Below are 25,637 nucleotides of genomic sequence, written 5' to 3' on the forward strand. Positions count from 1 at the left end.
CCGCCCGGCGCATGCGCCACCGTGGCTCGCGGGCCCGGGCCAGGTGTGGGTTTCCACCACGGCCGCCGCATCACCCGCGTCATCGAGGAGGCCCACGGTGGTGGCGTGGGGGTGCCCGCATGGAAGGCGTGGAGGGGCCCTGATGTGGTGGTGGCGGTGAGGTGCTCCGGGGTGGGTTCGACCCCGTGACGCTCCGGGGCCCCGCTGCGCACCGACACGTCGCGCGGGGTGCGGTGGGCCTTACGCGGGGTGTGGGCGCGCCATCTGCAGGCTCGCGCGATGGGTCGGGTGGAGTGCTAACCTCGCGCCGCGCTGACCCGCCACGCGCTTCGTTCTTCGTTCTTCGTTCCTCGGAGGGATGTTGGGCACCGTCCTCAAGGGTGGTTACGTCGTCGAGCTGGAGCCCGCGGTGGTGGAACGCGTGGACTTGCGCGTCGAAGGAGAGCGCATCGTGGCGCGCGGGCCGGACCTGACGCCCGAGGCCGACGACGAGGTGGTGGCCCTCTCCGGCAAGCTCGTCTTCCCGGGGCTGGTCAGCGCGCACCACCGGCTGCACGCCGTCCTGGGTCGAGGCATGCCGAACACGGCGATGGAGACCTACCAGGACATCCTGGAGAAGGTGCTCTGGCCCTACGAGGACGCGCTGGACTTGGACGCCGTCCAGGTGGCGGGGTGCGCGGGCGGCCTGGAGGCGCTCCAGTGCGGCACGACGACGGTGTGCACCCTGCACTCCTCGCCCAAGGCGGTGTCGGGCTCGCTGGTGCGGCTGGCGCGAGGTCTCCACGAGGTGGGGGTGCGCGGCGTGCTCGCCTACGCGGTGTCGGACCGCAGCGGGGCGGTGGGGCGCGAGGAGGGGCTGGAAGAGACGGTGGGCTTCGCGCAGAAGGCGAAGGGGAGATTCCGGGGCCAGGTGGGCGCGGGGCCTTGCTTCACGCTGGGGCAGGACGCGCTCCAGGGGCTCGCCGAGGCGCTGAAGGCGGCGAACACCGGCCTGCACCTGCCGCTCGCGGAGGACCCGCTGGACGAGCGGCTGTCGAACGAGCGGCATGGGGCCTCGCCGGTGCCACGGCTCCTGGACGCGGGGCTGCTGTCGCCTCGGAGTCAGCTGGCGCACGTGGGGCACCTGGCGTGGGCGGACCTGGCGCAGGTGATTGCGACGGGGGCGTGGATTGTCCACACGCCGCGCGCCAATCAGGGGTTGGAGGTGGGGTATGCGCCGGCGCTGAAGTTCGGCGCGCGCGCGACGCTGGGCGCGGACGGCGTGTCGGCGGACCTGTTCGCGGAGGCGCAGGCGGCGTATCTGCGCTCGCGTGAGGCGGGGCAGCCCATCGACGTGCTGCGCTACCTGGCGAACGGGCATCGGTTGGTGTCGCAGCACTTCGGGGTGCCGCTGGGGCCGATGCGCGAAGGAGCGCTGGCGGACTTGTTGGTGCTCGACTACCTGCCGGCCACGCCGCTGACGGCGGAGAACCTGGCGTGGCACGTGGTGTTCGGCCTGGGCAGCCGGCACGTGGAGGCGGTGATGGTGGATGGGGTGTGGCGCATGTGGGCGCGCCGCCCGTTGTCCGTGAACCCCTCCGTGGTGGCCGAGCAGGCGCGCGAGGCCGCGTCGGCCGTGTGGGCGCGCATGGCCGAGTCGAAGTAGCGAGGGCGTCGCTTGCCTGGGAGGGGCGGGTCCGCTCAAATCCCCGGCATGCTCGCTCCCGTACTGCTCGCAGGGCTTCTGGTCGCCGCCATCCCCAACGTGGGCGACACCGCCCCGGACTTCACCGTGAAGGACACGGACGGCAAGGTCTACATCCTGTCGGAGCTGGTGAAGCAGGGGCCCGTCATCGTCGCCTTCTTCCCCAAGGCCTTCACGGGAGGGTGCACGAAGGAACTCAAGGCGTACACAGCCCGGCACGCGGACATCGAGAAGCTGCAGGGGCGCGTGCTGGCCTTCAGCACGGATGACGCGGAGACGCTCAAGCGCTTCAAGGCGGAGCTGAAGGCGCCGTTCCCCTTCATCCCGGACCCGGACGGCAAGGTCGTCGAGTCCTACGACGTGAAGATGCCGCTGGTGACGGTGTCCAAGCGCTACACCTTCGTCGTCGGCGAGGGGCGCAAGGTCCTCAAGGTGGACTCCGGCGGTGACGCCATCGACCCGGCGGGCGCCATCACCTCGTGCTCGCAGGGCAAGCCCGCGACGCCGCCCGCCACGAAGGAGCCGTCGCCGGCTCCCGAGGCGAAGCCGTAGCGCGCACCCGGCTATCGCGTCGTGGGCGGTCCAAGGCGAAGGGGTGGCAGTCCCCGGTTGTCGAAGAGCTGGGCCGGGGAGTCCTCCACGTAGCTGTCCTCGAACTGGCCGCCGGTGTACTCGCGGATGACCTTCCTCCAGAACGAGGTGGCCGCGTGGTTGGCGGGCAATTGGGACACCTCCCACAGGCCCCGGAAGCGGTCGAACACGGCCATGGCCGCGCGCCGTCCCAGGCCGTAGCCCCGCTCGCCGCGCAGGATGAAGAACTCACTCATCCGGAAGTCGCGCCCGGGAGTCATGTACGGGAAGGGGGCCTGCGCCACGAAGGCGAAGCCCACCGTGCGGCCCTCCCAGCGCAGCAGCAGCGGATGGACCTCGTCCGAGGCCGCGAGCCACGTGGGCAGGAAGTTGGGCACCCACTGCCCTTGTGGGTCCAGGCGGTACTCCACCCCGAACTCGCTCAAGTCGTGCAGGTAGAGCGGGTACAGGTTTCGCAGCAGCGGGTGCTCGGCTGGACTCGCACGGAGTAGCTCCACGGACGCCTCCGGGCGCCCAGCATGTCCCATCCCATGCGCCGCGAACAGGACGAGCCTCCCTCGTAAAAAGGGGGGTATCCCGGACCCCAGGCCCCGCACGTCAGTGCGTCACCTCGGTGGCGCTGACGGGGCTGTCGCCGCGCGCATGGGCCTTGGCGTGCTGGGCGAAGAGGAAGCGCCTCACCGCGGCGCGCGTCAGCAGGCCCCGGGTGGCGATGCCCCCGGGAGCGGCGACGGGCAGGGAGTCCACGTCCTCCTGGTCCATGATGCGCAGCGCCTGGGCCAGGTCGGCATTGGGCGCCAGGAGCGGCAGCTTGCGCGCCAGGTCGCTGGCCACCAGCAGCGGGTACATGGCCTCGTCGCGCCACACCTCGCGCAGCTGCTCCACCTGGACGATGCCGTAGACCTCGCCGTGGGTGTCCAGCACCGGCAGCGCGCCCGTCTCGGAGGTGAGCAGCAGGTCCGCCAGGGGCCGCATCGGCAGGCCCGCGGGCACGGGCGCCACGTGCTCCATCAGCGCTTGCACGGGCGTGCTCTCCAGCAGGTCCGTGTCGCTGGGGGCCTTGGGCGCGTTGCGCTCGATGAGGTAGTGGCACAGCGCGGAGGCGATGGTGCACGTCACCATCAGCGGGAGGATGATGTCGTGGTTCCCGCTCAGCTCGTACATCATCATCATCCCGGTGAGCGGACCCCGGTTGAGCGCCGCCACCGCGCCGCCCATGCCCACCAGCGCATACGCCCCGCTGGGGCCGGTGCTGGCCGGGAAGAAGTAGTGCACCAGCGTGCCGAACGCTCCACCCGCCATGGCGCCGATGACGGCCGCGGGGAAGAACGTCCCGCCCGAGCCCCCCGAGCCGATGGTGATGGCCGTCGCCACCAGCTTCAACACGCAGGCAGTGACGAGGAAGAAGAAGGGCAGCTTTCCCACCGCCGCCAGGTTGATGAAGTCGTGCCCGCTGCCCCACACCGTGGGGCTGACGAAGGCCATCAACCCCGCGCACAGTCCGCCCAGGCCCGCGCGAAAGGGTAGCGACTTGCGGCCCAGCCACGGCGACAGCGTCCCGCCCATGTGCCCCTGGAAGAAGTGCTCCACCCCGTGCAGCAGCTTCACGAAGGTGAAGGCCAGCAGGCCACAGCCGATGCCCAGCACCGCGTACGCCAGGACTTCCGAGCCGCTCACCAGCTCGTACGGCACGCTGCGCAGCATGGGCGCCTCGCCCAGCACACCCTGGCTCACCAGCGTGCCCGCCACGCTGGCCAGGATGATGGGCGAGAAGACGCGCAGCTCGAACTCGCGGAGGATGATTTCCATCGCGAACACCGCGCCGGCGATGGGGGCGTTGAAGGACGCGGAGATGCCCGCGCCCGCGCCGCACGCCAGGAGGATGGACAGCTCCCTGCGGCTGAAGCCCAGCACCCGGCCCACGCTGGAGGCGAACGCCGCGCCGCCATAGACGATGGGGCCCTCGCGGCCCGCCGAACCGCCGCTGCCGATGGTGATGGCGGACGCCACCAGCTTCAACAGGCCCCGGTCCGCGGGCACCACGTTGGCGCCGCTCTTCACCGCCCGGACGACCTCGGGGACGCCGTGGCCATGCGTCTCCGGCCTGTCCCGGAGCAGCCGTCCCACCGCCACGCCGCCCAGGGTGGGGGCCAGCAGCATCAGCCACCAGGGCAGGTGGGGAATCGCCTCCGCCAGGGCGTGGGGGTGGCCGAAGACGCTGTTGAGCGCGGCCAGCGCCACCAGTGGGTAGTAGAGCGACAGCGCGCCCAGCGTCAGCAGCGCCAGCAGGCGCAGCCGTCGCTTCACCTCGTCCCGAGGGCCTCCGGGCTCGATGACCCGAGCCAGCAGCAGCGCGCCGAGCGCCAGCGGCGCTCCGACGATGGCGTACTCCAGATGCCACCGCGCCGAGCCGAACGCGTCCATCAACGTCAGCAACTGGCTGCGGCGCAGCGTGTGCGCCAGCTCCGCCGCGCCGAACGTCAGCCCGCTCACCAAGCCAATCAGGTTGGAGAAGATGCCCGCGGCCAGGCCGCTGTAGAGCCCCACCACCGCGCCCGCCACGGGCAGCACCGACGGACCGGGCAGTCGCAGACGGTTGGAGGCTTGGAGCGCCGCGTGCGTGAATCGGCTCATGTGCTCCCGAGCGCGGACCCACACCGCGCGCTGGGGCATCACCCCAGGGGGAGGTTCATCGACATTCATTGGTCCTCCCACTAACCCATCCCGAACGGGGAAGCTTCAACGTTCGAGAGCGGCCTGTCGGGCCGGTGGCACTCCTCGCGGCCACACGGCGCGAGGGGGCGAGCGGGAGGGCGGCGGGTGGCCTGTCTTCAGGGGGCGTAGCTGCGCGTGGGCAGCAGCGAGCGCAGCAGCACGGCGACTCCCGCGAGCCCCAGCCAGGGCACCACATGGCCCCAGAGCAGGTGGGCCGCCGTCCCGTCGGGGCAATGCACGTGGAGGACGAGCAGGCTGACCGAGCCGGCGGACAGCCCGGCGGCCAGCGCTCGCGCGGGGTGGTAGGCGGAGCGGCTCAGCAGCACCAGCGTGACGGCCAGCGGCACCACCGTCACCGCCAGCTCCGTGCCCGCGCAGCCGAGGACGCCGGCCAGCAAGGCCCGGCCCTGCTGTCCGGACCCGGTGAGCACCACGGTGACGCCCAGGGCTCCCGCGAAGGCGAGGACTTTCGTCCAGGGCACCACCCCGCGGCGGGGCGACAGCGCGACAAAGGCGCCCGCGCCAAGCAGCGCGAGGATGAAGACTCCCACGCCCACCACGAGCCCTGGCGGTGACGCGTTGCCCACCCATCCGCCTCGGCGGCTCAGCAGGGTCAGCCCCACGCCCACCATCGCCGCGTGGACGCCCACCAGCAGCGCCAGCCCGTGCCACCAGGGACGCGCCATGGGCTGCTTCGCCAGGGTCTCCAGGGCGAAGCGTCGCGCGGTGTCGTGGCCGGGCAGCGTCTGCTCGTCATCCTCGGAGGACGCGAAGGCCGTGGGGAGCGTCGACGCCGCGGCGTGACTCGGACCGCCGAGGAGGTCGAAGCCGCCCGTCACCACCTGGCAGTCCTCACAGGACGCCACGTGCTTCGTCAGCTCCGGGGGCAGGGGCTCGCCCAGACAGTCCATCACCCGTGAACACTCCGGGGTCATTCCAAGGTCTCCGTGCGCAGGGTGGCGAGCAGCTCGCGCAGTCGCTCATAGCCTCGATGGGCCCGGACCTTCACCGCGCTCTCGGTGAGGCCCAGGGTGTCGGCGATTTCGGCGAAGCCCATGCCCTCGAAGCGGTGCAGGAGGATGGGGATGCGCTGGCCCTCGGGGAGCATGTCGAGCGCCTGTCGCACCGCGCGCTCCAGTCCCACGTCTCGGGGCGCGGGGCTCTCGTCGGCGATGCCCGTGGGCAGCTCCCCCTCGGCCGTCAGCTCCTCGGTGCGGCGGCCCCGGCGCTGGGAGTCTCGCGCGGCATTGGTGGCGATGGCATACAGCCACGGCTTGAAGCGGGAGCCCGCCTGGAAGCGCCCTCGCGAGCGGACCAGGGACATGAAGGTGAGCTGCACCAGGTCCTCGGCGGTGGACGCGCTGCCCGTCAGGCGGGTGAGGTATCCGCGCACCTGTCGGGAGTGACGCTGGAAGAGCGCGTCGAACGCCGGAGCCTGCCCTTCACAAAACCGCGCCATCAGCACCTCGTCGGACTCGGGTGCGACGCACGTGCGCACCGAGTCGTCTCCGGTACGCACGGGCGCGGAGGCTGGTTTCATCGATGAAGGCGGTGACACGCGCGCGGCACTCTAGCCGGTTGCATGAGACCCAGGGTGGGTGTGCCTCGGCCCCGCTGCCATCACTGCTTGAGCATGGGCTGCGGTGTGGGTGCGGAGGAGGGAAGGTGATCCGCGGCGGCGGCCAGCGCCTCGCGAACCTTGCCCTCGGCGGCCGTCCTGGCGGCGACCAATTGCGCGCGCGCGCCTCCCGCGCCGAAGAAGCGGGTGGGCGTGGCCAGCGCCGCGCGGTCCTCCGCCGAGTACTTCCGGTACGCGTACCTGACCGAGTCGGAGGGCAGCCGCAGGCCCTCCACGACATTGAACCAGGAGAGGACCTTCAACGAGTAGAAGCTCAGGTCCACCTCCCACCAGAACCAGCCCTGGTTGGCGGTGTTCTGGTGGTAGTGGTGGTTGTTGTGCCAGCCCTCGCCGAGGGTGATGAGCGCCAGCAGCCAGTTGTTGCGGCTGGTGTCCGTCGTCTTGTAGCGGCGCTTGCCGAAGATGTGGCTCAGGGAGTTGATGGTGAACGTCCCGTGCCACAAGAGGGTGGTGCTGACGAAGAAGCCCCACACCAGCATGGAGAAGCCGCCGATGAAGTAGAGCGCCACCGCCAGCAGGACGGGCGGCACCAGGTGGAAGCGGTTGAGCCACACCAGCTCCGGGAAGCGCGCGAAGTCCTTGATGCCCTCCATGCGCGTGGGCCCGTACTTGTCACACAGAATCCAGCCCACGTGGCTGAACCAGAAGCCCTTCTGCACCGGCGAGTGGATGTCGTCCGCCTGGTCCGACGTCCGGTGGTGGTGGCGATGGTTGGCCGCCCACCACAGCACGCCCTTCTGCGTCGACAGGGTGCCCACCAGCGCGAGGATGAACTGGAAGACGCGGCCCGTCTTGAAGGCCCGGTGGGAGAAGTAGCGGTGGAAGCCCACCGTGATTCCCCACATGCGCAGGATGTACAGCCCCACACAGACTGCGACGTCCACTGGCTTCGCCCCGACAGAGAAGGCGAAGAGGCACATGATGTGGACGGCGAAGAAGGGGATGGACGACAGCCAGTTCAGGCGCTCGTTGTCCGAGGGCAGGGCGGGAGCAGGAGAGGAAGTCTGCAAGGGAGCCTCTTGAGCTGGAGCAGGAGCGCGCCCGAAGGTGCGCAGCCTCGTCCCGCATCAACACCCCCTCCTGTCATCGCTCTGTCAGGAGGCGGCGGATTGCCGCAGCTCCGTCAACCACTCCTCGAAAGCGGGGTGGCCGTGCAGGGGCGCCAGGTCCGCGTCCGAGGCGGCATAGGCCCCGTCCTTGAATCCCAGCTCGCTGGCCCGGCGCAGCAGGCGCACCGCGTCGGGCACGTTGCGCGCCTTGGCATAAGCGCACGCGGCGTCGTAGGCGATGCTGGCGCTCGGGGCGTGCTCCAGCGCGGCCTCGCCCATCGCGGCGGCCTCCGAATAGACGCCTCGGATGAAGAGCACCCGCTCCGCGCAGCTGAACGCCGCGGCGGCTTCCACGCCGGGCAGCTTCAGGGCCTCCGGCGTCCGGCCCAGGCGGATCAACGTCCCGGCGTACTCGTGCATCACCGTGCGGTCCGAGGACGTCTGCCAGGCCTGCTTCCACCAATCCAGCGCGCGCGCGTCGTCACCGACAAGGGAGAAGGACGCGGCCACCGCATGCGGCTCCACCTGGAGCCCCTGCACCTGGGAGAAGTGGTCCAGCGCCTGTCGGCCCTGGCCTTCCTTCAGCGCCACCCAGCCGAGCAGGTGGTGGGCGTGGCTGGCCAGCTCGGGGGTGAGGCCGTCGCCGCCCTCCAGCACCGCGGCGCCCAGCCGGCGTGCGTCATCCAGCCGGCCCGCATCCAGCGCGATTTTCGCCTCGCGAAGCTTCCCCGCCACGGGGCTGTCCAGCGAGCCTGTGCCACCGACGCGCGGGGCGTTGCCGCCGGAGCTCAGGGCCTCCGCCACGGTGCGGAACGCCTGGACGCCGTACATGGCGAAGAAGATGGCGGGGAAGAGCCACCCGATGTTCAGGCTGTAGACGACCACGGCCACGCACACCAGCAGCGCCAGTCCCTGGGACGCGAGCAGCCCCCGCCGGGGGCCGAGCACCCGGGTGGCCAGCGTGGAGACCAGCCGCCCACCGTCCAGCGGCAGCACGGGCAGCAGGTTGAAGATGGCCCAGATGAAGTTGGCGCCGGCGAAGGTGCGCAGGAAGAAGTCCAGCGCGGGGGAGTGCCCGTTGAAGACCAGGTAGCCCACCAGGCTCACCACGCCGAGCAGCAGCCCGAAGAGGGGCCCCGCCACGGTGATGACCAAATCCCTCTTCCATGGAAGCGGGCCGGGCATGTCGGTGGGCAGGGTGTGCCCGCCCAGCCAGACGAGCGCGATGCTCGGGTGGTAGCCGAAGAGGCGGCTGGCCAGGGCGTGGCCCAGCTCGTGGACCAGCACGGACACGAAGACAATGAGCATCCACGACAGGACGAACACCACCATGGCACTGGCCTGGCCCAGGGCGGGCGCCTCGGACACCTGGCGGAAGGGCCAGCCATCCTGCGAGGCGCGGACCGAGCTGTAGGCGAGCACGGCGGAGACCAGCAGGTGGCTGGGGTGGACGTCGACGGGAATGCTCCCGAGGCGAAAGCGGAACATGGGCACGGACCTTAACCGTTGAGGCGCGGATGCGCAGTCCGTAGCGCACATCCCGCAACCGCTTCCTCTTCATTTCGGTAGGTTCCCAGAAGCCCCATGCTGCGACTCGGCCCTTATTCCCTTCCGAATCCTTTTGTCCTCGCCCCCATGGCCGGGGTGTCCGAGATGCCCTTCCGGGTGCTCGCCTTCCGCATGGGCGCCGCCCTGTGCCCCACCGAGCTCGTCAGCTCCCAGGGGTTGATGCGGGCCAACCAGCGCACCCTCATGTACCTGCGCTTCGACGCGGAGGTGGAGAAGCCCTACTCGCTCCAACTCTATGGAGGCGACCCGGAGGCCATGGGCCTCGCGGCCGCGGTCGGCAAGTCCCATGGCGCCCAGATGCTGGACATCAACATGGGCTGCCCGGTGAAGAAGGTGACGAAGAACGGGGCGGGCAGCGCGCTCTTGAGCGACCCGGAGCGCGCCGCCGCCATCGTCCGGGCGATGCGCGAGGCCTCGGGCCTGCCCGTCACCTGCAAGATTCGCTCGGGCTGGGACGCCAAGACGCGCAACTACCTCCAGATGGCCGCCGCGCTCCAGGAGGCCGGCTGCGCGGGGCTGGCCATCCACCCTCGCACCCGGGAGCAGGGCTACTCGGGGCAGGCGGACTGGAGCGTCATCACCGACTTGAAGCGCCACTTCCCGGAGCTGCCCCTGTTCGGCAACGGGGATGTGCGCACGCCCGAGGACGCGCGGCGCATGCTGGAGACGACCGGCTGCGACTACGTGATGATTGGCCGCGCGGCCCTGGGCAACCCGTGGATATTTCGCGAGCTCGCGGGTGGGGACGCACCTTCGCCCGAGGAGCGGTGCGCCCTGGTGCTGGAGCACTTCCACGCGCACCTGGCCTTCGTGGGGGACCCGCTCGGCGCCGTGCGCTCCTTCCGCCGACACCTGGGCTGGTACGCCCATGGCCTCGCGGGCGCCGCCGCCTTCCGTGCGCGCGCCAACACCCTGGATGCACCGGAGGCGGTGGCGGACGCGGTGCGCGCCTTCTTCTCCGCCGCCGACTCGGACCGCTCCGGGGACTCATCCGAGGAGCAGGACGTCGACTACCGCGCGGCGCTCGGTTGACGACTTCGGGCCCCACGGGTTCTCACCCGAGGGGCGCGGAAGTTCCTACAGGGCCGCACCGGGCGGCACGAGCACGCGGCCGGTGGCGACCGCGCGGAAGTAGTCGCAGGCGGGGGTGGGGCGCCGCTCCAGCGTGTCGAAGTCGACGTGGTAGAGGCCGAAGCGCGGCCCCCAGCCCTCCAGCCACTCGAAGTTGTCGAGCAGGCTCCAATAGAGGTAGCCGCGCACGTCCACGCCCTGGGCCCGGGCGGCCAGCACCTGGGAGAGGTGGGAGTGCAGGTAGTGGGGGCGGCGGGCCCCCGCGCGGTCATCGATGCCGTTCTCCGTAATCCACACCGGCTTGCCGTAGCGCTTCACGTCGCGCAGCGTCTGGAGGAAGCCCTCGGGCCAGTCCTCCCAGCCGATGTCGGTGAGGCCCCGGCCCCGGGTGTCGCGGTACTTGAACTCGATGAAGGGCGGGCGCGGCACGAAGCGCAGGTGCGCGCGGCTGTAGTAGTTCACCCCGATGAACTCCACCGAGTCCCGGGCCTCGGGGATGTCGGCGCGGGTGGTGGCCACCCCGGGCATGTTCACCCGGAGCTTCCCCGTGGAGAGCGCCTCGTGGAAGGCGTGGTTGTAGGCGGGCGAGGCCAGCCGCACGAGGGCGCGGTCCAGCGGGTTCCACCAGCGGTCCGGCGCGAAGGCGAGCATGTTCTGGGAGATGCCCAGCTCCACCCGGCCCAGGCGCTCCAGCAGCTCCTGCCTCGCCGCCGCGTGGGAGCGGACCATGTTCTCCAGCGCCCTCATGGTGAGCGCCCCGTCGGCGATGCCCGGGGGGATGGCGCCCTGCAGGTAGCCGCCCAGGAGCAGCACCATCGGCTCGTTGAAGGAGATGACGAGCGCGTCCAGGCCCTCCAGCAACGCGGCGCACCGGCGGGAATAGCGGCGGAAGACCTCCACGCTCTCGGGCGAGTGCCACGGCGTCTCCCGGTGGAACCATGTCGGATGGGTGAAGTGGTGGAGCGTCACCACCGGCCGCAGGCCCTGGGCCTTCATCTTCAGGAGCCGCTCCCGGTATGCCTCCAGCGCGGCCTCGTCGAACCTCCCGCGCTCCGGCTCGATTCGCGCCCACTCGAGGGAGATTCGGAAGGCGGTGGCGCCCACGGCGCGGGCCAGCGCGTAGTCCTCCTCGTAGCGGCGCCAGTGGTCCACCGCTCGCCCGCAACGGGCGTGGGGCTCCTTCAACTTTCCCGCGCGCTCCCACTCGGCCCAGTCGTTCTCGATGCCGCCCTCCACCTGGTACGCGGAGGTCGCGACGCCGAAGGTGAAGTCCGCGGGGAAGGTCATCTCGGAGGTCCTCATCGTGGCCGCGCACCGTAGACGCGACCCTCCATCGCGAAAAGTTCGGAGTGCCTCGAAGGCCAGTGCGCGGCAGCCGACAGTGCGCTCGCGAGGCGCGCGCCGCGAACGGCTCCGTCGCGTCCGGAGCCTAGAATTCGGCCTCGCGCGCGTTTTCGCGCGTCGCTTCGGAAGTGTCCTCGAAGCGCCTTTCGCGACCTCCGGCACCGCCCGATGCCGAAAAATCGGCCTCGCCGCGCGATGCAATACATCACCATGCGTTGACACACTGGTGTGTCGCCCGTACCATTCACTTCAAGCACTCACTCCATCAAAAGAAGAGTGCAGGCCCTCGGTTCACTGGGGCCAATTACATGGAGGGTTCTGATGGCCGCTAAGAAGAAGACCGCCGCGAAGAAGAAGACCGCCGCGAAGAAGACGACCACCCGCAAGACGGCTGGCAAGACCGCGAAGAAGGCGGCGGCGAAGAAGACGACTGCTCGTAAGGCCACCAAGAAGGCCCCTGCCCGCAAGCGCGCGAGCAAGGCCAAGACGGCGGCGGCCCCGGCGACCCCGGAGTCCTGAGCAGTAAAGCGTCATTCGCGGACGGTGTTTGACGTCCGGTGAACGGCTCGGCGAAATCCGCCGGGCCGTTTTTCTTTTGTCCGGACAGGAGGTTGCCCATGTCACTGCGTCCCTCGGAGCTGGAGCAGGTGGTGGCGGAGGTGGGGGCGAAGCTGACGGGAGCGGTGGCCCAGAAGGCCTGGTGCCCGCTGCCGAGGCTGGCCTACCTGGAGCTGCGAGTCCCCGGGCGCTCCATCCTTTTATGTCTGTGCGCCGAGGGAGAGCTGTCCCGGGTGGCCGTCGCCGAGACGCGCTTCCCCACACCGGGAGAGCCCGCGCCCTTCCAGCGGTGGCTGCGGCACGAGCTGACTGGCGCGAAGCTCCTGGCGGCGCGCTTTCGCGACGCGGAGCGGGTGGTGGAGCTGGACTTCGAGCGCGAGGAGGTGCGCCGTCGTCTGGTGATGGAGCTGGGCTCTCCGGGCGGACTGCTCCTCTTGAGTGAGCAGGGGCGGGTGCTGATGTTGTCCGGCGAGGGCTTCGGTCCCCGGCGCAATCTCTACGCGGGCGCGGCGTGGACACCTCCGGAGTCGCTGCCTCCGGACGCGCTGGCCAAGGCGCGCCTCGCGCCCTCTCGGCTGGTGCCCGCCGAGGGGGACACGCTTCCCTACTCCCACGCGGCGGAGCTGCTGCTCGGGGCCAAGGACCAGGCGAGCCGCGCGGAGTCCATCCGCCGCCGACTGGCGCAGCCGTACCGCGCTCGCCTCAAGCGCTCCTCGCGCACCCTGGAGAAGGTGAGGGCGGAGGCGGGGCGCGGGCCGGACGCGGAGAAGCACCGTCGGATGGGGGAGCTGCTCGCGCAGAACCTCTTCCGCCTCAAGCGGGGCGCCACCGAGGTTACGCTCACCGAGTACACCGAGGCCGGCGCGGAGGAGGTCCAGGTGAAGCTGGACCCGAAGCGCACGCCCAAGGAGGAGGCGGACTGGAACTTCCACCAGTATCGCCGGCTGCTGCGAGGCGTGGAGCAGGCGCGCCACCGCGAGGCGGAGCTGGCGCGGGAGGTGGCTCACGCCCAGTTGTCGCTGGAGCAGGTGGAGCGGATGGACGAGGCGATGTTGCTCGCGCAGGCGCAGGTGCTGCACGTGCCCGTGGGCGGGGAGGCCACGCCGGAGGGCAAGCCCTTCAAGGAGTACGTGGGCCACGCGGGCTCGCGCATCTGGGTGGGGCGGGGTTCTGAGGACAACGACACGCTCACCTTCAAGGTGGCCCGGCCCTGGTACCTGTGGTTCCACGCGCGCGGTGTGCCGGGCAGTCACGTGGTGCTTCCCCTGGAGAAGGGGCAGGAGCCCACGCAGGAGGTGCTCCTGGACGCGGCGCACCTGGCGCTGCACCACTCGGGGGCGAAGGGCGAGCCGCGGGGCGAGGTGAGCTACGTGCAGGCGAAGTTCGTGCGGAAGGTGAAGGGCGGGGCGCCGGGGCAGGTGACGTACACGCGCGAGAAGACCTTCGTGGTGCGCATGGAGGCGGAGCGGCTGGAGCGACTGCTCAAGTCCCGTCACACCGAGTTGCCCGCTCCGTGACGAAACTTCCCCCCGGAGTGTGAACCTCAGCGCGGAGGGGTGGGGCGCGGTTGACGGGCTGACGGAGAGCAGGCGGGCAAAGGCCGGCGGCCTTGAGTCCGGGAGGTTGCCGGGTACGATGCGCGCCGAGTGACCTCCGAGTTTTTCCGTCAGATGTCCCTGTTTCCACGCGGCCTCTCCGCGGCCAGTCGGGCCACGGCGGCGGTCGCGGAGCCTCGTGCCCTGGAAAAGGAGGTCGCGGAGGTTGTTCCGCGGCTCGAGCCCGTTCCGCAGCTCCGGCCGCCTCCGCCCCGGCATCGGGCACCGGAAGAAGCACCGCGCATGCTCACGGTTCCCTCTCCTCGTGAGGAGATGTGGACCCGCGCGGAGTCCCTGGCCTGGAGGCTGAGCGCGGAGCTGGGGATGCCGGTGAAGCTGGCGGTGACGGACAACCGCTCCACCATGGTGTCCTTCCGTCGAGGGGGCAACGCGCTCCAGCTGCGGCTGCACCACATGTTCCTGGACGCGCCGGAGTCCATCGTCCGCGCGGTGGCGGACTACGCGGGCCGGGGACACCGGACGGCGGGCGTGCTGCTGGACGAGTACATCCGGGGACAGCAGCCGCGAATCCGCCAGGTGCGTCGTGAATCCGACGCGGACCTCAACCCGTTGGGGCGCTGTTTCGACCTGACGGCGCTTTACAACAACGTCAACGCCACTTTTTTCGAGAACGTCATCCAGGCGCGCATCGGCTGGGGACGGATGCCTCCGAGGCGTCGGCGCAAGTCCATCCGCCTGGGCGTGTACGACCATCAGACGCGGGAGATTCGCATCCATCCCGCGCTGGACAGGCCCGAGGTGCCGGCCTTCTTCGTGGAGTTCATCGTCTACCACGAGATGCTGCATCAGCTCTTCCCGAGCACGGGGCGAGGCGGGCGTCGGGTCCACCACCCGCGCGCCTTCCGGGAGCGCGAGCGCACGTACCCTCACTACGCGGCGGCGCTGCGCTGGGAGCGGGAGAATCTGGGCGTGTTGTTGCGCGGTTGATGGCTCCGTTGCTCGCTGGCTCATTTACCGTTTTACCGAGCGAAGCGACGCGTGGTGCGTGCTTGACGCGTTCGTGAGGGACACCCATCCTCCCGAGCCATATGCGACGAGCGAAGATTGTCTGCACCCTCGGGCCCGCGAGTCAGAGCCAGGAGATGTTGGAGGCGCTGCTGGAGAACGGCATGGACGTCGCGAGATTGAACTTCTCGCACGGCAGCCATGAGCAGCACGCGGAGAACATCGCCAAGCTGCGCGCGGCCTCGCTGAAGGTGCGCAAGGCGGTGGGAATCCTCGGTGACTTGCAGGGCCCGAAGATTCGCACGGGCCGCTTCACCAAGGGCAGCACGGACCTGAAGGAAGGCGGCATCTTCCACATCACCACGGACGAGACGGTGCCGGGCACGGACGAAATCGTGTCCACCACGTACCCGTTCCTGGCGGCGGACGTGAATCCGGGCGACCGCATCCTGTTGGACGACGGCTTGCTGGAGCTGAAGGTCCTGCACACGGACAAGCAGAAGCTCATCAAGACGGAAGTCATCCACGGCGGCGCGCTGAAGAACAACAAGGGCATCAACCTGCCCGGTGTGGCGGTGCGCGCGGATGCGCTGACGCCGAAGGACCGCGAGGACCTGGTCTTCGGCATCAAGGCGGGCGTGGACTTCATCGCGCTGTCCTTCGTGCGGCAGCCGTCGGACCTGGACGCGGCTCGGCAGGCGATGGCGGAGGTGGGCCGGACGGTGCCCATCATCGCGAAGCTGGAGAAGCCGGAGGCGATTGCCCGGCTGGACGCCATCCTGGACAAGACGGACGGGGTGATGGTGGCGCGAGGCGATTTGGGCGTGGAGATTCCGCCCGAGGAAGTCCCGGCCGTCCAGAAGGACATCATCCGGCGTTCGAACCTGCGCGGCCTGCCGGTCATCGTGGCGACGCAGATGTTGAACTCGATGATTGACAACCCGCGGCCCACGCGCGCCGAGGCGAGCGACGTGGCCAACGCCGTGTTCGATGGCGCGGACGCGGTGATGCTCTCGGGCGAGACGGCGAGCGGCAAGTTCCCCATCGAGTCCGTGCAGATGATGGAGCGCATCATCCTGGCGGCGGAGTCGTCGCAGCGGGTGCAGCCGGTGTTGCGCAACATCGACGCGCCGCTGGGATTGCCCACGCACTTCCCGGATGTGATTGCGCGCGTGGCGTGCGAGGCGGCGAAGGCGAGTGGCGCGTCGCTGATTGCCGCGTTCACGCTGTCTGGCGTGACGGCGCGGTTGTTGTCGCACTACCGGCCGTCGGTGCCGATTGTGGCCTTCAGTCCGAACCAGGAAGTCCGTCGTCGGCTGGCGCTCCTGTGGGGCGTGGTGCCGCGAGTGCTGGAGCCCATCCAGGACACCGAGGCGATGGTGCGCCGCGTGGGTGAGGAGCTGGTGGCGCGGGGCCTGGGTCGCAAGGGCGACCGCATCGTCATCGTGTACGGCGCGCCGGTGGGACAGCCCGGGAAGATCAACAGCCTGCGGCTGCACACCATCGAAGGCTGAGTCGACGTCGAATCGAAGGCTTGGGCCTGAGTCTCATCGAAGCACCGTGAGGGGAGGCCCGTGGTCGGGGCTTCCCCTTCGTGCATCATTGGGCCGCTACTTCGGCGCGTTGGGCAGCGCGCGGCGGGGAATCTCCGCGTCCACGAAGATGTGGAACAGCTCCTTGTCCAACTGCCCGTTGTCGGCCTCGCGCTTGAGGATGTCGAGCGCGAGGGTATGGGGCACGGCCTTCTTGTAGGGCCGGTCGCTGGCGGTGAGCGCGTCGTAGATGTCGGAGATGGACATCATCCGCGACTGGACGGGGATGGTGCGCTCGGGGATGGCGCGCGGGTAGCCGGTGCCGTCGAGCTTCTCGTGGTGCGCGTAGGCGATTTCGGGCACGCGGCGCAGGGCGCGCGTCCACGGAATCTGGGTGAGGAAGCGGTAGGTGTGCTCGACGTGGCTCTCGATTTCGCGGCGCTCCTCGGAGGAGAGGGTGCCCCGGGTGATGGAGAGCGACTGGATTTCGCGAGGCAGCAGCAGCGGCTGGGTCTTGCCGTCGGCGTCCTCGAACTGGAGGTGTCCCAGCTCGTTCAGGCGCTCGAACCCGCCCTGGGCGAGCACCGTGGGACGGTTGCAGGTGAGGACGAAGTCGAACACCTCGTGCAGGTGCTTCAGCTCGGTGCCGAGTCGCTCGGTCTCCTCGGCCTCGATTTCCGCCAGGTGCTTGTCGCCGCGGTGCTTCACGGCCTCGAAGCGGCGGCGGTAGCTCTGGAGCTGGAGGTCCTTGCGCGCGAGCTGGAAGCGGGCGCGAAGTCCCTCAAGCTCATGCGGGTAGAGCTTCTCCGCCTTGACGAGAACGTTCTCCCGCACGCCCACCTTGCCGAAGTCGTGGAGCAGCGAGGCGTAGCGAATCTCCTGAATCTCCGTGGAGGAGAAGTGCGTCCGGGCATAGGGGCCGGTGGACAGGTGCTCCAGGGCCTGGGCCAGGGTCACGGTGAGGTCGGCGACGCGGCCCGAATGACCGGCCGTCGTGGGGTCCCGCGCTTCGATGGCGACGACGGAGGCGGAGACGAAGCCCTCGAAGAGGCGGTTGATCTCCTCGTGGAGCAGGGCGTTCTCAATCGCGCCGGCGGCCTGGGCGCCCAGGGCGAGCAGCAGCTCCTCGTCCTCGGAGTTGAAGCCCTGGCCATCGAGCCTGTTGAGGGCCTGGATGACGCCGGTGACTTCGCCGTTGGCGTCGCGCATGGGGACGCAGAGGATGGTCTTCGTCTGGTAGCCGCTGGAGACGTCGAACGAGCGGTTGAAGCGGGTGTCGGCGTAGGCGTCTGGGATGTTGATGATGGCGCCGGTGTGGGCCACCTGTCCGGCGATGCCGCTGCCCACGGGGAGCCGGATTTCGCTCTTCGAGCCCTGGGCCACCTTGCTCCACAGCTCATTGCGCTCGCGGTCCAGGATGAAGAGCGAGCAGCGGTCCGCCTCCACCACCTTGGTGGCCTCGAAGAGGATGAGCGGGAGCAGCAGGTCCAAATCCCTCTCGGCGCTCATCGCCTTGGCGACGTCCAGGATGGACGTGAGCTTCGCCAGTCGTCGATTGAGGTCGGGGAGTGGCTGCGGAACGGCGGGAGAGCGTGAGAGCACCGAGCGGCTCCGGGCGACGTGGCCTGCGGCCGTGCAGGACGTCGAGGTTGTAACATGTCCAGCCAGGTGACTGCCTTCAGGCCCGACCTGCTCGGTTTCCTGCTTTCGAGTGGACGTCCTGGAATTCAGCCCGTGCCGGAGGGAGTGGGAAGCGGGTATGTAGCGCCCCCATGAGCCGTCGCCCTGTGCGCATTGCCCCCTCGCTCCTGTCCTCTGACTTTGGTCGCCTGGCCGAGGAGGTCCGCGACATCGAAGCCGCGGGAGCGGACCTGATTCACGTCGATGTGATGGATGGCCGGTTCGTGCCGAACATCACGATTGGGCCGGTGGTGGTGGAGGCCATCAAGCGAGCGGCCACGAAGCCGTTGGACGTACATTTGATGATTGTGGAGCCGGAGAAGTACGTGGAGGCCTTCGTGAAGGCGGGGGCGGACGTGCTGACGGTGCACGTGGAGGCGAGCCCTCATCTGCACCGCACCCTGCAACAGATTCGTCAGGCGGGGGCGAAGGCGTCGGTGGTGTTGAACCCGAGCACGCCGCTGTCGGCGATTGAAGAGGTGCTGGGGGACGTGGACATGGTGTTGCTGATGAGCGTGAACCCGGGCTTTGGCGGGCAGGGCTTCATCGAGGCGACCGTGGACAAGGTGCGCCGGCTGCGAGCGATGTTCGACGCGCGCGGCCTGGACACGGACATCGAGGTGGACGGGGGCATCAACGCCGACACGGCGAAGCGCGTCGTGGCGGCGGGGGCGACGGTGCTGGTGGCGGGCAGCTACGTCTTCGGGGCGAAGGACCGGGCGGCGGCCATCCGTTCACTGCGCTCGTAGGCGGGCTTCAGGCGCGGGTGCGAGCGACGGTGCTGGCGAGCCGGGCGACGCGGGTCATGAAGGTGGGGTCGAAGGGCTTCACCTCGTAGTCGTCCGCGCCGAGTTCGAAGCAGACGTGGCGGGTGAACTGGTCCTCGACGCCGCTGAGGATGATGACCTTGCAGTCGCGGGTGGACGGGTCCTGCTTGAGCTGGGCGAGCAGGTCGCGGCCGTCCTGGTGCTGGTTGATGTCCAGGATGATGACGGCGGGGCGGTGGAGGCGGGCCAGCTCCAGGACGCGCTCGGACGTCGTGTCCGAGATGCACGTCAAGCCGGACCGCTTCGCCTCCCGGGCGAGGGCCGACACGATGAGCGGTTCATCATCGGAGATGAGGACGACGGGGGGCATTTTCGTTTCGAGCTGCACGGCCCACTGCCTTTTTCGGCCCGGAGAATCCGTGAATATATCCGGAAGTACCGGAATGTCGGGGAGTTTAAAAGGGGGGAGGGTGGGAGAAGGGGCGAGTGAGGGTCTTCAGGGACTCGTGGAGGGGGCAGGCGAGGGGGCGGGGAACGAAAAGGTGATCCGAGGACGTTGACTCAGCCAAGGGGCACGGGTATTACCGCCCGCACTTTTCGCCGGTCCCGAGGAAGACCACCGGCGGACGGACGTATCGGGGAGTGGCTCAGCCTGGTAGAGCACTTGGTTCGGGACCAAGGGGTCGCAGGTTCAAATCCTGTCTCCCCGACCATTTTTTGACGGGCTGGAGATCTTCACGGATCTCCAGCCCGTTTCCGTTTCAGGCGGTCATGTTCATCTGCCGGGTCCGTTGACCCTTGGGCCAGGTGACGGGCCCTCCCTCAGAGGGGGGGGCGAGGGTCCCTGCCCCCGCTCGGGTGGTACTCTCAAGGCGTTCGAGGGCCACGCCAATGCCTGTCGCCAAGATGACGGATGCCTCCCCGCTGACGGACCCCAAAGGGGCGACCGCCCCCCACCTGAAGGGCATCTCGGGGCGAGCAAACACGACCCAGCCCCTCACCGATCGGTCCTACAAAATCCTCCGGGAGCGGCTCGAAAAGCAGGAGCGGCTCTCCCTCGAGGAGCCCATCCAGAACGGAATCCCCAAGCTGGGCTTGCTGCTGGACCGCGCGAAGCTCCCGAGGGCCATTGGCGTGAAGATGGCGGACCTGACCGAGTCCTACAGCCAGCAGATGTGGGCGTTGGTCGAGGCCGCGCTCTCCGTCGAGCGGGACGAGGACGAGCCGTTCGGCCCGGAACTCGAGGGCGTGCTTGAGAAGAGCCGTGTCACCGCGCGGCGGTTCCAGGATGCCCTGGATGAAATCGAACGGTGCTTCGGCTTTCTCCGCAGGGAGAGCTCCGAGGCCATCCGGAACGCGGCGGCGGCCATCTTCGGCATGAACACCGACCCCGAGACCAAGCTCCAACTGATGAACGTGCTGTTCGACCGCTACGACGTCGCGTACAGCCACACCATCGAGGACGACGAGGTCTCCGAGTATTTCTCTACGCTCACGCCCCGACAGACCCTCCTCCCTTTGCTGAAAGGGTCGAATGTCTACAGGAACAAGCAGAACACCTTCGCCCATCTGCTGGCGGTTTCGACCCAGAAAAACAACTCCGATGAGCGCATGACCTGGGCGAAGACTGCTCAGGGCACCACCATCGAAATGAAGTACCAGGTCCCGCCGAAGTTCGACACCAGCGTCTTCAGCGACCATGCGGGCTTCGTCTCCAAATTCTCATGCCAGGGGGCCCCGCCCCTCTTCATCTATTACCACTCGTTGGAGCACGGGCATCAGCACACCAACACCCGGACCGCGTGGAACTATGGCTCCCAGTCGAGCCTCAATTTCTTCAAGCAGGGCTCGGGGAAGTTCGACCCCGAGAAGTCCTCCAAGCTCGCCGTGCATGACCATCGTGAGGCCTTCCTTGACAGCCTCCATCAGGAACTCGATTTCCTGCTCGGCATCGCCCGGAACGAGCAGGCCAATGTCCTGGTCGTCGTAGGAGAGTGCTCGCTCGCCATCCACAAGGGCATCCTCGAGAGCATCCTGTATCGTGTCCAGAACGACCTGGACCTCAATGACATCCACAGTGTCTCCGCGGACTCGGTGAACGTGTATGGCGCGAAGACCCAGGCCCCGGACTTCGACTTGAGATTCGAGAACGCCAGCAAGTCCGAGTACAAGGGCGGGAAGCTTGTCGCCGGCATGGGCGTCCACGCCTTGACGGGGTACCTGTTTCTGAACACCAGCAACCCATCCCCCGGCATTGAAATCGAAGCCTCGTTGCTGACCCTCGCGGATGGCACCCGACAGAATCTGCTCACGTTGAAATACGGGCCCAACGATGAGTTGCACGCCATGACGCACCTCCTCAACGGCAAGGAGGACGCGCTCGCCGGGGAGCTGAAACGCAGCGGCTATGTGACGGTGGGCGGGGATTTGAACAACCTGACCCTCGGCACGGAGTTGGTAGAGACTTGCGACAGGGAGGGCCGTCGCTTGAGCATGGGCAGCAACTCCACCGCCACGGAGATGTACGACAAGATTGTGGTCCTCTGACTCGACGGTTGCGGAGCAGGCGGATTGAGGGAGACCTCCTCGCAATCAGACCGACTGGATGATGGGCGCGGTCGGAGCCGTGGGTTCACAACATCTCGTCGATTGCGAGACGACTGTTCCCAAATACGATGCCCGAAAGACTCGCGGGGGAGCTGGCAGACGCGGCGAGTGTGAATGCCCCCATCATGGAGGCGGGCGCTCGTGGTTTCCGAGCGCTTGTCGACAGGGGTGAGCAGATAAAGTTCGTAGTGACGGGGTCTGGTCAGCTCATCGTCGCCCCTCACACTTGCCTGCGAGTGGAAATCAAGCACGCAGTGCTATCCGGTGGGCGCGCGGTTCTTGCCGCGGGCGAGGCTCAAATTGCCCGTGCCGGCCGCACGTACTCTGGCGTCAATATCAACAACCAACGCGGCCATTTCATGCCGACTGCGGAGAGCGTGGCGTATGCTTGGGCTGCGTTCGCCAAGCTTGGCATCACCTTCCCGCAACCGTAATGAGGTGCATGATGGAACCCAAACAGGCCACGGTGCGACGCTGGTCCGAACTCTCCAGCAAACCACTCTCGGAAGAGAGTGTGCGTGCTCTGCACTTGCCCGCGAGGAAGTATCGGGTGAGCGTTGATCGGTATTCGCCGGGGGCAAATTTCGGTGGCGCAATGCGGGCCGGTACGTGCTACGTGTTGGCTGGGCACTGCCAGATTGAATTCGGCACGCAGGTCGCTCAGCTCGCCGCTGGGGATGTCGCGGAGTTTCCTGAAGGCGGGTATCGCGTGGTGGTGGGTCGCGAAGCTGGGTGTGTTGTTGTTCTTGTTTGGGAGCTTCCAGAGGAGTTTGCTCGATAGGAGAAGGTCGGACTCTGCGTTGCGGAGTCCTTCCAACTCAGTGCCCAGGTGTCAGCCTGGGCACATGTAGAACCTGGGCCACCTCGCGCCAACTGCGTCCCGTGGTGGATTGCCCCGCCACGGGACGCATGCTCACGTTCCGCCTGGGGCGGTCCCGTCCCCAGCGGGTGCCGCCCGTGGCAGTCTCCGCATGCCAGGTTTCATCCGAGCACCGCCGAGTGAGCGTCACCCGCATCCTCGGGCGTCCGAGATGTGGTGAAGATGCCACCGAGGTGGTTCAAGCCCAGTTCCCGTGACAAGCAGTCCATGTCCACGTTGAACGATGTTGCGCGGCGATGCACGCTGGAGAACTGTAACTGTCCGGTCAGTGAGGTGGTGAGAGAGGTTGAAGACGGACGGCCACCATGCTCGGCGAGCGCCGCGACCAGAGGGTCATTCAAAGATGAGGATCGAGGTGTGACTCGGGTGGGCCCGTGGTCTGCCGGTGCTTCCACTCGTGAGGCAGCAGCCCCGCGATGCGCGAGTTGGGATGCGTCTGGACGCGGAGCAGGACGTCGGCCAGGTACGCCTTGGGGGTTGTGGCGCCGTTGGCCGCATGCCTGACGAAGAGGAAATTCTTCCGGCCCAGGGCTGCCTTCGCACCGCCCGGGGCAACAGCAGCATTAGCCGGGCACCACCACGAGATGCGCGAGGTACTCCGCCTGCGTGCCCTCCGGGAAACGCATGAGCACTCCTCGCGGCAGCGCCACCTCGAGCATCAGTCCTTCTCGCGTCCGCGGCGCGGGGGACGCGACCACCTCCACGGGAAGGAACCTCCCCCGTGGCCCCTCTGTCGATTCGGGCCTCCGCCCCAGTGCGGACCTCGGCTTCTTGTTCAGCTTGTACTGGAAGGCGCTGAGCGAGACCTCGTGCCTGTCCGCGAACTGCTTCTGCGTCAGCCCGCTCGCCTCGAACTCTTCTACCAACTGCTTCCACTCATCCGGACTGGGTCGTCGCATGCCGGAGTGAACCGGCAGGTCCACCCCAGTTCAGGACGTCGGCTGTCGGCCGCTTACGGCTCTCTGGGATGTCTATCGAGAGGGCTTCATCGCGGCGCGACCGGGTCCCGCCAAGTGGCAGTGCGGTCCCCGCACCGTCTCCAAAATTTCTCCAAGACTGAAGGGGACTCCGGGCGACAGGTGGGACTGTCGAGGACTGCCCCGTGGACTCGAAGTGCCCGGATTGACTCACGACTCAGCTAAAGGCGTGTGCCGTCGCGGGTTTGGGGCACCCCGTTTCCCACGGGTTCAAATCCTGTTTCCCCAACCACTATTGACGGGCTGGAAATCTTCACGGTTCTCCAGCCCGTTTTCGTTTTGGGGGTTCGTGCTGTAGTGGCCCGCACTGTTGCCGTGAAGGCATTGGAGGTGACGCCGCTGCTCGCCTCCCGCCCGGAGGAACTCCGCCCAAGGGAGTGGTGATAGCGTCGCCTCCATGTCCATGGCTGTCACCGGGCTGGGCCTGGTGTGTACGTTGGGCCGTGAGGTGGTCTCTGGCTGCGCGGCGCTCCGGTGCGGAATGGCCCGCCCCAGCCCGCTTGGGCTTCAGGTCGTCTCGTCAGGCGACATTCCTGGCGTGGAGCCTGTCACGGGGCATCCCCTTCGGGACTTCAGTGATGGCTTCGTGGGTCTCGGGCTGTATGCGCTGCTTGCACAGGGCGCCATTCGGGACGTCTTGGCCTATTCAGGGTTGGCCCCGGAGGACGAGTGCTTCTGGGGCGAAACGGCCTTGTTTCTCTGCATCTCCGCTGCTCGAACGCCGGAGCAAGAGAAGGACGCGGCCCTGCTGCTCGAGGAACTCGCGCCGCTGGTGGTCCGGCGTACCCGGCTGGCCATCCATCCGAGCGCCCAAAGAGTGCTGCCCTACGGGCACGTGTCCGTCCTCGCGGCCATGGCAGAGGCCTCAGAGGGCTTCGCGGCGAGCCGATTCCAGCGGGCGCTCATCGTCGGCGTGGACAGTCTCACGAGTGACCTGGGTGTGCTTGAGGCGTTGGCCATGCGCAGGCGGCTGAAGACCCCTGAGCACCCGGTGGGCCTCATGCCAGGTGAGGCGGCGTCGGCCCTGTTGCTCGAGGACGCAGCCGTGGCTCGCAAGCGGGGGGCCAGAATCGAGGCGCGTGTCGAGTCGGTTCGCGTGAGCGGCACACCCGGGAGGGAGCGGGACTGGGAGGAGGCTCCTCCCATGCTTCGTCTCGCAGGAGTCCTGGAGGGCACCCTGGCCGGAGTCACGCAAGTCGGGGATGTGTACGGCGATCTCAACGGCGAGGAAGCGCGTGCCATGGAGTGGGGCAACGCGCTGGTTCGGCTGCGTGCGAGGCCGGTGCTGGAGGACGCCCGGACCCACTGGCCAGCGGTGTCCCTGGGTGACACCGGTGCGGCCAGCGGTGGTATCTCCGTGGCTGCGGCTACGCGCTCCTTTGTCAGGAAGTACGCGCGAGGAGACGAGATTCTCGTCTGGTCCAGGTCTGATTCAGGTGCAGTGGCTTCGGGTCTTCTCATCCACCCAGGGAAGTGAGCACACATATGGCATCCGGTGATTCGCATCTGGGCTGGGACTCGAAGACACTCAACCACACGGACCGGCCTTCGGGGTATGGCTGTCTCTGGCGGCACACCCTCACGGACAACGCAGGGTGGAGTTCCCATCCCTGCAACCACATGTCCAACTGTTACAAGGTGTCCCTGAGCGCGCGCGGTTCTCTCTACAACAAAGACCATCAAAAAATCGCCCGGCGGATGAAGCTCGTCGATGAGGACTTCGGGTTGAGCAGCAAGGCCAAGAAGCGCATCTGGAAGCGTTTCCCCGTGAGCGCGAATTCGACGCGAAAACTCACCCTGTCGGACTTCTTTGACCAGGCACGCCAGTCCCTCTATTGGCTGCGCCGCGGACCCGAAGGCTGGCACATCGGGGTGAAGCACCTGGTCCCTGTGCCCAACCAGCCATTGAAGAAGGGCGGCCGGCCCAGCTTCCAGCCTCGTCAGAATACAGTGCAGGGCGGATATGGCGCATTCTATCCATACGAACACAACTACCACCACCTCATCCCCGTGGGTGCCGTTGAGGAATGGGTCATCGGCAAGGGGGCATCGGGCAGTTCGTCGCGTTCCGACCTCATCGTGAAACTCATCCTCATCTCGCGGTGGAACATTCACAACGAGAAGAACATGGTCCTGCTGCCCCAGCAGGAGTTCGAGGCGCTCATCGTGGGGCTGCCTGCCCACTGCCCGTGGGGCGTTCCTGCCCACGGTGTCTATCAGTCATCCTTGCAGAGCCGGCTGCGCGATTTGCGGCAGAAGATCGACCGTGCCATCCGGCAGGAGAAGCATCCCAAGGACCTCAAGGCCGACATCCTCGCGGACCTGAACAGCCTGTCGGAGGACCTGCTCGAGCAGGTCAAGAGCATGAGCGCTGGGGTGCAGCTCACCGCCGCCAGCGTCTGAGCCACGAACC

The 25,637-nt window shown here is 68.1% G+C and carries 21 protein-coding genes, 1 tRNA gene and 1 pseudogene; 12 read left to right on the forward strand and 11 right to left on the reverse strand.

The annotated features are described in order from the left end of the window. Positions 1-361 precede the first annotated feature (361 nt). Together HUA74_RS34595 and HUA74_RS34600 are read left to right on the forward strand one after the other, a co-directional pair. Positions 362-1,645 (forward strand): amidohydrolase family protein, encoded by a 1,284-nt coding sequence (locus HUA74_RS34595; protein WP_174457989.1) that lies wholly within the window; start codon positions 362-364, stop codon positions 1,643-1,645. A 48-nt stretch (positions 1,646-1,693) separates the two neighbouring features. Further along, positions 1,694-2,236, forward strand: a complete 543-nt coding sequence (locus tag HUA74_RS34600; protein ID WP_174457962.1) for a peroxiredoxin — start codon at positions 1,694-1,696, stop codon at positions 2,234-2,236. An 11-nt stretch (positions 2,237-2,247) separates the two neighbouring features. On the opposite strand, the gene HUA74_RS34605 is transcribed toward HUA74_RS34600, so the two are convergent. The 6 genes from HUA74_RS34605 to HUA74_RS34630 form a co-directional block, all read right to left on the reverse strand. Further along, positions 2,248-2,772 (reverse strand): GNAT family N-acetyltransferase, encoded by a 525-nt coding sequence (locus HUA74_RS34605; protein ID WP_141646089.1) that lies wholly within the window; start codon positions 2,770-2,772, stop codon positions 2,248-2,250. Between the two features lie 100 nt (positions 2,773-2,872). Beyond that, a complete protein-coding gene (locus tag HUA74_RS34610; protein ID WP_174457963.1) occupies positions 2,873-4,909 on the reverse strand; it encodes a chloride channel protein in 2,037 nt (678 codons plus the stop codon). 197 nt (positions 4,910-5,106) lie between these two features. After that, entirely contained in the window at positions 5,107-5,925 is an 819-nt protein-coding gene (locus tag HUA74_RS34615) for a DUF1109 domain-containing protein (protein ID WP_174457964.1), read from the reverse strand. After that, positions 5,922-6,488 (reverse strand): RNA polymerase sigma factor, encoded by a 567-nt coding sequence (locus HUA74_RS34620; RefSeq protein ID WP_371817353.1) that lies wholly within the window; start codon positions 6,486-6,488, stop codon positions 5,922-5,924. The genes HUA74_RS34615 and HUA74_RS34620 overlap by 4 nt, the downstream gene beginning before the upstream one ends. Before the next feature lie 122 nt (positions 6,489-6,610). After that, complete coding sequence (locus tag HUA74_RS34625) at positions 6,611-7,639, reverse strand: acyl-CoA desaturase (protein WP_174457965.1); 1,029 nt, start codon at positions 7,637-7,639, stop codon at positions 6,611-6,613. Positions 7,640-7,723: 84 nt separating this feature from the next. Then, on the reverse strand, positions 7,724-9,166 hold the full coding sequence (locus tag HUA74_RS34630) for a site-2 protease family protein (protein ID WP_174457966.1): 1,443 nt from the start codon (positions 9,164-9,166) through the stop codon (positions 7,724-7,726). A 96-nt stretch (positions 9,167-9,262) separates the two neighbouring features. On the opposite strand from HUA74_RS34630, the gene dusB reads away from it, so the two are divergent. Further along, entirely contained in the window at positions 9,263-10,279 is a 1,017-nt protein-coding gene (gene dusB, locus HUA74_RS34635) for a tRNA dihydrouridine synthase DusB (RefSeq protein ID WP_174457967.1), read from the forward strand. Positions 10,280-10,324: 45 nt separating this feature from the next. Here dusB and HUA74_RS34640 read toward each other — a convergent pair whose 3' ends face one another. Then, positions 10,325-11,620: a glycoside hydrolase family 1 protein gene (locus tag HUA74_RS34640; protein ID WP_174457968.1), complete on the reverse strand. Its 1,296-nt coding sequence runs from the start codon at positions 11,618-11,620 to the stop codon at positions 10,325-10,327. A gap of 363 nt (positions 11,621-11,983) precedes the next feature. Between HUA74_RS34640 and HUA74_RS34645 the strand changes: the two genes are divergently transcribed. From HUA74_RS34645 to pyk, 4 genes are all read left to right on the forward strand, one after another. After that, entirely contained in the window at positions 11,984-12,181 is a 198-nt protein-coding gene (locus HUA74_RS34645; RefSeq protein WP_141646082.1) for an excinuclease ABC subunit A, read from the forward strand. A gap of 98 nt (positions 12,182-12,279) precedes the next feature. Continuing rightward, complete coding sequence (locus HUA74_RS34650) at positions 12,280-13,737, forward strand: NFACT RNA binding domain-containing protein (RefSeq protein WP_174457969.1); 1,458 nt, start codon at positions 12,280-12,282, stop codon at positions 13,735-13,737. 153 nt (positions 13,738-13,890) lie between these two features. After that, on the forward strand, positions 13,891-14,763 hold the full coding sequence (locus tag HUA74_RS34655; protein ID WP_141646080.1) for a hypothetical protein: 873 nt from the start codon (positions 13,891-13,893) through the stop codon (positions 14,761-14,763). A 101-nt stretch (positions 14,764-14,864) separates the two neighbouring features. Beyond that, positions 14,865-16,295, forward strand: a complete 1,431-nt coding sequence (gene pyk, locus HUA74_RS34660) for a pyruvate kinase (protein ID WP_141646079.1) — start codon at positions 14,865-14,867, stop codon at positions 16,293-16,295. 96 nt (positions 16,296-16,391) lie between these two features. Here the strand turns inward: pyk and HUA74_RS34665 are convergent, their stop codons facing one another. Continuing rightward, entirely contained in the window at positions 16,392-17,915 is a 1,524-nt protein-coding gene (locus HUA74_RS34665) for a GAF and HD-GYP domain-containing protein (protein WP_371745513.1), read from the reverse strand. Positions 17,916-18,085: 170 nt separating this feature from the next. On the opposite strand from HUA74_RS34665, the gene rpe reads away from it, so the two are divergent. Continuing rightward, entirely contained in the window at positions 18,086-18,742 is a 657-nt protein-coding gene (rpe, locus tag HUA74_RS34670; RefSeq protein ID WP_141646078.1) for a ribulose-phosphate 3-epimerase, read from the forward strand. Positions 18,743-18,749: 7 nt separating this feature from the next. Here rpe and HUA74_RS34675 read toward each other — a convergent pair whose 3' ends face one another. Then, the gene (locus HUA74_RS34675) at positions 18,750-19,130 is read right to left on the reverse strand and encodes a two-component system response regulator (RefSeq protein ID WP_141646077.1); all 381 of its coding nucleotides are present in this window, start codon (positions 19,128-19,130) and stop codon (positions 18,750-18,752) included. A gap of 266 nt (positions 19,131-19,396) precedes the next feature. On the opposite strand from HUA74_RS34675, the gene HUA74_RS34680 reads away from it, so the two are divergent. Together HUA74_RS34680 and HUA74_RS34685 are read left to right on the forward strand one after the other, a co-directional pair. Beyond that, positions 19,397-19,473: transfer RNA gene (locus HUA74_RS34680), tRNA-Pro, on the forward strand. A gap of 178 nt (positions 19,474-19,651) precedes the next feature. Then, the gene (locus HUA74_RS34685) at positions 19,652-21,307 is read left to right on the forward strand and encodes a hypothetical protein (RefSeq protein WP_174457970.1); all 1,656 of its coding nucleotides are present in this window, start codon (positions 19,652-19,654) and stop codon (positions 21,305-21,307) included. Positions 21,308-22,584: 1,277 nt separating this feature from the next. Here the strand turns inward: HUA74_RS34685 and HUA74_RS46925 are convergent. Together HUA74_RS46925 and HUA74_RS34690 are read right to left on the reverse strand one after the other, a co-directional pair. Beyond that, positions 22,585-22,779, reverse strand: a pseudogene (locus tag HUA74_RS46925) (hypothetical protein); the annotation flags it as partial. Positions 22,780-22,810: 31 nt separating this feature from the next. Next, on the reverse strand, positions 22,811-23,146 hold the full coding sequence (locus HUA74_RS34690) for an IS66 family insertion sequence element accessory protein TnpB (protein WP_174457971.1): 336 nt from the start codon (positions 23,144-23,146) through the stop codon (positions 22,811-22,813). A gap of 475 nt (positions 23,147-23,621) precedes the next feature. Between HUA74_RS34690 and HUA74_RS34695 the strand changes: the two genes are divergently transcribed. After that, complete coding sequence (locus HUA74_RS34695; RefSeq protein WP_174457972.1) at positions 23,622-24,701, forward strand: hypothetical protein; 1,080 nt, start codon at positions 23,622-23,624, stop codon at positions 24,699-24,701. Between the two features lie 221 nt (positions 24,702-24,922). Then, positions 24,923-25,627: a hypothetical protein gene (locus tag HUA74_RS34700; protein WP_254625374.1), complete on the forward strand. Its 705-nt coding sequence runs from the start codon at positions 24,923-24,925 to the stop codon at positions 25,625-25,627. Positions 25,628-25,637: the final 10 nt, after the last annotated feature.

This window comes from Myxococcus sp. CA051A, from assembly GCF_013336705.1.
Classification (GTDB): domain Bacteria; phylum Myxococcota; class Myxococcia; order Myxococcales; family Myxococcaceae; genus Myxococcus; species Myxococcus llanfairpwllgwyngyllgogerychwyrndrobwllllantysiliogogogochensis.

What these genes read in the sequence shown, in the direction of transcription:
- HUA74_RS34600 (WP_174457962.1), top strand. Translation starts at nt 1,694, where the DNA reads ATGCTCGCTCCCGTACTGCTCGCAGGGCTTCTGGTCGCCGCCATCCCC.
- HUA74_RS34610 (WP_174457963.1), bottom strand. Translation starts at nt 4,909, where the DNA reads ATGAGCCGATTCACGCACGCGGCGCTCCAAGCCTCCAACCGTCTGCGA.
- HUA74_RS34615 (WP_174457964.1), bottom strand. Translation starts at nt 5,925, where the DNA reads ATGACCCCGGAGTGTTCACGGGTGATGGACTGTCTGGGCGAGCCCCTG.
- HUA74_RS34630 (WP_174457966.1), bottom strand. Translation starts at nt 9,166, where the DNA reads ATGTTCCGCTTTCGCCTCGGGAGCATTCCCGTCGACGTCCACCCCAGC.
- dusB (WP_174457967.1), top strand. Translation starts at nt 9,263, where the DNA reads ATGCTGCGACTCGGCCCTTATTCCCTTCCGAATCCTTTTGTCCTCGCC.
- HUA74_RS34640 (WP_174457968.1), bottom strand. Translation starts at nt 11,620, where the DNA reads ATGAGGACCTCCGAGATGACCTTCCCCGCGGACTTCACCTTCGGCGTC.
- HUA74_RS34645 (WP_141646082.1), top strand. Translation starts at nt 11,984, where the DNA reads ATGGCCGCTAAGAAGAAGACCGCCGCGAAGAAGAAGACCGCCGCGAAG.
- HUA74_RS34650 (WP_174457969.1), top strand. Translation starts at nt 12,280, where the DNA reads ATGTCACTGCGTCCCTCGGAGCTGGAGCAGGTGGTGGCGGAGGTGGGG.
- HUA74_RS34655 (WP_141646080.1), top strand. Translation starts at nt 13,891, where the DNA reads ATGTCCCTGTTTCCACGCGGCCTCTCCGCGGCCAGTCGGGCCACGGCG.
- pyk (WP_141646079.1), top strand. Translation starts at nt 14,865, where the DNA reads ATGCGACGAGCGAAGATTGTCTGCACCCTCGGGCCCGCGAGTCAGAGC.
- rpe (WP_141646078.1), top strand. Translation starts at nt 18,086, where the DNA reads ATGAGCCGTCGCCCTGTGCGCATTGCCCCCTCGCTCCTGTCCTCTGAC.
- HUA74_RS34675 (WP_141646077.1), bottom strand. Translation starts at nt 19,130, where the DNA reads ATGCCCCCCGTCGTCCTCATCTCCGATGATGAACCGCTCATCGTGTCG.
- HUA74_RS34685 (WP_174457970.1), top strand. Translation starts at nt 19,652, where the DNA reads ATGCCTGTCGCCAAGATGACGGATGCCTCCCCGCTGACGGACCCCAAA.
- HUA74_RS34690 (WP_174457971.1), bottom strand. Translation starts at nt 23,146, where the DNA reads ATGCGACGACCCAGTCCGGATGAGTGGAAGCAGTTGGTAGAAGAGTTC.
- HUA74_RS34695 (WP_174457972.1), top strand. Translation starts at nt 23,622, where the DNA reads ATGTCCATGGCTGTCACCGGGCTGGGCCTGGTGTGTACGTTGGGCCGT.
- HUA74_RS34700 (WP_254625374.1), top strand. Translation starts at nt 24,923, where the DNA reads ATGAAGCTCGTCGATGAGGACTTCGGGTTGAGCAGCAAGGCCAAGAAG.